This window comes from Mesorhizobium sp. B2-2-4 (assembly GCF_006442375.1).
Lineage (GTDB): Bacteria > Pseudomonadota > Alphaproteobacteria > Rhizobiales > Rhizobiaceae > Mesorhizobium.
In genome coordinates, this window is record NZ_VFWB01000029.1 from 1 (window position 1) to 4,718 (window position 4,718).

The following is a 4,718-nucleotide window of genomic DNA, read 5'->3' on the forward strand; positions in this document are numbered from 1 at the left end:
TTGAAGGAGAGGGTCGGCGCGTAGCGCCGGGGTGGGTTGTGGCGCAGACCCACACCCCGCTCCGCTTCGCGGATCGACCCTCCCCACAAGGGGGAGGGTAACTACTCCGCCGTGCCTTCCTCGTATTCGGCCGACATGGTCAGCCACTTTTCCTCGTGGCCGGCGAGCGTCTGGGCGAGTTGCGATCGCTCCTTCGCCAGCCTTGTCGCCGTCGAGGGATCCTTTTCGTAGATTGCTGGGTTGGCCAGTTCGTCCTCGATGCCGTCGATGCGCTTGCGGATGCGGTCCATCAGCGCTTCGGTGGCGCGAATTTCCTTGGCCAGCGGCTCAAAGGCGGCGCGGCGCTGGGCCGCCTCGCGGCGGCGGTCGGCCTTCGAGGCTTTTTCCGCCTCGCGCCGCTCGCGCCGGTCGCCGGACACGCCTGTGACCAGCGTCTTGTAGTCTTCGAGGTCGCCGTCATAGGGGTTGACGGCGCCATCCTTGACCAACCACAGCCGGTCCGCCGTCGCTTCCAGGAGATGGCGGTCGTGCGAGATCAGGATGACGGCGCCGGGGAACTCATTCAGCGCATGGATCAAGGATTCGCGGCTGTCGATGTCGAGATGATTGGTCGGCTCGTCAAGGATGAACAGGTTCGGCCCCTCGAAGGCCGACAGACCCATCAACAGCCGCGCCTTCTCGCCGCCGGACAGGTCTTTCGCCGCCGTGTTCATCTTTTCGGTGGTGAGCCCAAACTGGGCGACACGGCCGCGCACTTTCGATTCCGGCGCTTCCGGCATCAGCCTGCGAACATGCTCGTAGGCGTTTTCCTCAGGCCTGAGATCGTCGAGCTGGTGCTGTGCGAAGATCGCCACCTTCAGCCCGGGCGCCACGGTCATGGTGCCGGTCTCCTGCTTCAGGCGGCCGGACAGAAGCTTGGCGAAGGTCGACTTACCGTTGCCATTCGCGCCCAGCAGCGCGATGCGGTCGTCGGCATCGATGCGCAAGGTCATCTTCTTCAGGATCGGCTCACCGGGTGTATAGCCGACATTGACATTGTTCAGCGCGACGATCGGCGAGGCCACCGTCTTCACCGGCTCCGGGAAAGAGAATGGCCGCACCGTGTCGTTCACGATGGCCGTGATCGGCTTCATCTTTTCAAGCGCCTTGATGCGGGACTGAGCCTGTCTTGCCTTGGATGCCTTTGCGCGAAAACGCTCGACGAAGGATTCCATATGCTTGCGGGCGGCTTCCTGCTTGATGCGGCCCTTTTCCTGCTGTTCTTTCTGCTCGGTGTACTGGCGTTCGAACTGATCGTAGCCGCCGCGCCAGAAGGTCAGCTTCTTCTGGTCGAGATGGACGATCGAGTTGACGGCGCGGTTAAGCAGGTCGCGATCGTGCGAGATCAGCAGCACCGTGTGCGGATATTTGGAAACATAGTTCTCGAGCCACAGCGTGCCTTCGAGATCGAGATAGTTGGTGGGCTCGTCGAGCAGCAGAAGATCGGGTTCGGAAAACAGCACGGCAGCGAGCGCCACGCGCATGCGCCAACCGCCGGAAAACGAGGAGGCCGGGCGGCGCTGCGCGGCGTCGTCGAAGCCGAGACCGGCCAGGATGGTGGCGGCGCGCGACTCGGCCGAATGCGCGTCGATATCGGCCAGCCGCATATGGATGTCGGCAATACGGTGCGGATCGGTCGCCGTCTTTTCCTCCTCGAGCAGCGCCGTGCGCTCGAGGTCGGCCTTGAGCACGATCTCGATCAGCGGCTCCTCGGTTCCGGGCGCTTCTTGCGCCACCTGGCCGATCCGCGTGTTCTTCGGCAGGCTGATCGAGCCCGTCTCGGAAGGGAAATCGCCTGTTATGGCCTTGAACAGCGTGGTCTTGCCGGTACCGTTGCGGCCGACAAGTCCGGCCTTGGTGCCGGCCGGCAAGGTCAGCGAGGCATGGTCGAGAAGCAAGCGCCCCGCCATGCGCAGCGAGAGGTCGTTGATGATAAGCATGGCCGCGCTTTTGCACGGGAGACCGGCGCTTCGCAAGACCTTGCGGGCCGGTTGGCCACGCAAGGCATGAAAACGGCGCGCGCAATGGCGCCGTCAACATCGCAGCTCAGAGGCTTCCGGCTGCGGTCGGCCGCGCTCAGGCGCTGGCTTTGCCGCGCTTTGTCGCCTTGGCCACGGGGGCCGGCGCTGCCGGCTTGCGGCCAAGTCCCGTCGACTTCGCCAGCGCTGACCGTGTCGCTGAGTAGTTCGGAGCGACCATCGGATAGTCGGGCGGCAGGCCCCATTTGGTGCGATACTCATCCGGGCTCAGCCCATAGTCCGTCCTGAGGTGCCGCTTGAGCGACTTGAATTTCTTGCCGTCTTCCAGGCAGACGATGTAGTCGGGAAAAACCGACTTCTTCGGGTTCACCGCAGGAACCAGGCTTGGGCTTTCCGCGACAACGGCACCTCCGAGCTTTCGCACCGAGGCACTGACGCTGGCAATCAGGTCAGGCAGGCCGGAAACCGGCAGCGGGTTGTTGCCGACATAGGCCGAGACAATGTCAGCGGTCAGCTCGATAACGGTCTTATCCTCGATATTTGACAAATCTTTCACCCTATTTGCGACAAAATCATCTACCCCAGAGAAGAATTTCGTCGATGCATTTATTTAACCGCGTCCCCCAAACGGACCAGCAAATCTCAAAACGAATCAAGACTTGCAGTCAAATATTTTTTAGGGAAATCGGCTCCGTGCAAACTAGAAAAGCTAATTTTTCGGGTCGGCAGACTTAGGCGGCCCGGTTGGAAGGCCAATATCTGTAAAACACGCGCCGTCGGTCATAACGCGCTCCAACGTCTTTCGGCCCTCAGTTCGCAGTTTCCGTGAAACGGTGAAAACTGCTCTATCGCAGCCGGCGGCCGAAATCAGGCGTATGCGCGCCCTTCTTCGGTGCGCTGGAAATGCGCCAGATCGAGCTGCACGGAAGGGCGGCCCAGAACCGTCAGGATCATATGGGCCTGGCCGCGGTGGTGGGTCTGGTGGTTGAAGACGTGGTCGAGCGCCGGAGCCAGCCGTTGCGAGACGGTGCGCATGTCCGATACCGTCATATATATAAAGCGGCCCGACAGCGCCTTGTCGCTCAAACCGCCAACCCAGTCGACGATCCGCCGGTCCTCCGTCTCGCGCGCCATGCGCAGGCCCGGCAACGCCTGGTACAGTATGGCGTCCAGCGCCGTCGGCGCATCGCCCTCGCCGGTAAAGCGCTTCATCCAGATGCGATCGGCGGCCAGGAGATGGTTGAGCGTGCCCTTCATCGAGCCGAAGAAAGCGCCGACGTCGCGATTGAATTCCTCTTCGTCGAGATCGGCGGCGGCATCGTAGATGCGGCCATTGGCCCATTGATTATAGGCCGCAAACATCATGAAGTGCCGTTTCATCTTTTCTCCCGCCGGCCTGTGTCGAGGCGTTGCGGGATACCTAAACCGCAAGGAAGCCGCCGCCAATGACCATTCTGCTTTATGATCTCGTCGGACGCGACGCCACCCGCCCCTTCAGCCCGCATTGCTGGAAGGCGACGATGGCGCTGGCTCATAAGGGGCTGGAGATCAGCGCGGTGCCGACACGTTTTCTCGAAGTGCCCCGCGTCGAGGGCGGCGCATCGAAACTCGTGCCGGTGATCCGCGACGGCGAGACGGTCGTGGCGGATTCCTTCGCCATCGCGCTTTATCTCGACGAAATCTATCCGGACCGGCCGTCGCTGTTTGGCGGCGAAGGCGGCAAGGCCATGGCGCGCTTCATCGAGCGCTGGTCGCAACTGACCATCCATCCCTATGTGACCACCGCCGCGATCATGGACCTTTATGCCATGCAGGATACGGAGAACGCCGCCTATTTCCGCCAGAGCCGGGAGCAGCGCCTGGGCAAGAGCCTGGAAGAGGTGATGGCCGCGCGGGATGCCGGGCTTGGCAATTTCAGGGCTTCCCTGGAGCCGCTGCGCTCGATGCTCGCCTATCAGCCATTCATAGGCGGAGATTCGCCCCTGTTTGCCGACTATATCGTGTTCGGCGCGCTGCAATGGGCACGCATCGCCTCGCCCTACCCATTGCTCGACGACCACGATGTCGTGGCGCAGTGGTTCGCCCGCTGCCTCGACCTGCATGGCGGGCTGGGTCGGACGGTTGCGGCGGCCGCGTGAAACCTTAGCGCCTGACCTTGCGGCAGGGCCAGCGACGAGCCATCGGCTCCGCTATGGCCAGGTCTTATTTAGCCGCCTTTTTTGGCTTGCGGGGCTTGGCGGCGGTCTTGGCCTCTTTGGGCGCGGTTTTTGCCTTGCCGGCGACGGCCGCCTTTCTTGCTGGCTTCTTCACCGCGGATGACCCTGCATCCTCCTGGTCGATGTCGGCCGTCGCCTGTTGCCAATGGCGCTCATGCTGTCCGGCCGGTTGCCCTTCTTCCTGCCAGATATGATGTGCGCGGCTGCGAATGCGCTCCTGGCGATCGTCTGTCATGGTCATGGTCTCCATCCGGGCCGACCTCAGCGCGGCGCCGACATGTGACTATAGCAAGCAAAGCCTAATATTGCAGCCGTCCGATCTCGGGCTGGCGGCATCGCCGATATCGGCCCGGCACGCAAACGCGCATGGCGTCGACTTCCCCTGTCGACACCTCTGTCGACTTCCTCTGTCGGTAGCTAATCAAGTTGTCCGGTTTGGTAGCACATGATCTGTCCGCTTCTGTTTTGGCGTCGAAGCGGTTCA

At 62.3% G+C, this 4,718-nt stretch carries 5 protein-coding genes; 1 reads left to right on the forward strand and 4 read right to left on the reverse strand.

The features are described from left to right. Nucleotides 1–101: 101 nt before the first annotated feature. The 3 genes from FJ959_RS31420 to FJ959_RS31430 all read right to left on the reverse strand — a co-directional run bounded on the left by FJ959_RS31420 (nucleotide 102) and on the right by FJ959_RS31430 (nucleotide 3,398). Nucleotides 102–1,979 (reverse strand): ABC-F family ATP-binding cassette domain-containing protein, encoded by a 1,878-nt coding sequence (locus FJ959_RS31420; protein ID WP_140494379.1) that lies wholly within the window; start codon nucleotides 1,977–1,979, stop codon nucleotides 102–104. Between the two features lie 136 nt (nucleotides 1,980–2,115). Beyond that, complete coding sequence (locus tag FJ959_RS31425; protein ID WP_140494381.1) at nucleotides 2,116–2,565, reverse strand: MucR family transcriptional regulator; 450 nt, start codon at nucleotides 2,563–2,565, stop codon at nucleotides 2,116–2,118. Between the two features lie 320 nt (nucleotides 2,566–2,885). Continuing rightward, nucleotides 2,886–3,398, reverse strand: a complete 513-nt coding sequence (locus tag FJ959_RS31430; RefSeq protein WP_140633921.1) for a DinB family protein — start codon at nucleotides 3,396–3,398, stop codon at nucleotides 2,886–2,888. A gap of 65 nt (nucleotides 3,399–3,463) precedes the next feature. On the opposite strand from FJ959_RS31430, the gene FJ959_RS31435 reads away from it, so the two are divergent. Next, entirely contained in the window at nucleotides 3,464–4,156 is a 693-nt protein-coding gene (locus tag FJ959_RS31435) for a glutathione S-transferase family protein (protein WP_140633923.1), read from the forward strand. Between the two features lie 64 nt (nucleotides 4,157–4,220). On the opposite strand, the gene FJ959_RS31440 is transcribed toward FJ959_RS31435, so the two are convergent. Beyond that, nucleotides 4,221–4,484, reverse strand: coding sequence for a DUF2934 domain-containing protein (locus tag FJ959_RS31440; RefSeq protein WP_246679026.1), 264 nt, complete (start codon nucleotides 4,482–4,484; stop codon nucleotides 4,221–4,223). Between the last annotated feature and the right edge of the window lie 234 nt (nucleotides 4,485–4,718).

What these genes read in the sequence shown, in the direction of transcription:
- FJ959_RS31430 (WP_140633921.1), bottom strand. Translation starts at nt 3,398, where the DNA reads ATGAAACGGCACTTCATGATGTTTGCGGCCTATAATCAATGGGCCAAT.
- FJ959_RS31440 (WP_246679026.1), bottom strand. Translation starts at nt 4,484, where the DNA reads ATGGAGACCATGACCATGACAGACGATCGCCAGGAGCGCATTCGCAGC.
- FJ959_RS31435 (WP_140633923.1), top strand. Translation starts at nt 3,464, where the DNA reads ATGACCATTCTGCTTTATGATCTCGTCGGACGCGACGCCACCCGCCCC.
- FJ959_RS31420 (WP_140494379.1), bottom strand. Translation starts at nt 1,979, where the DNA reads ATGCTTATCATCAACGACCTCTCGCTGCGCATGGCGGGGCGCTTGCTT.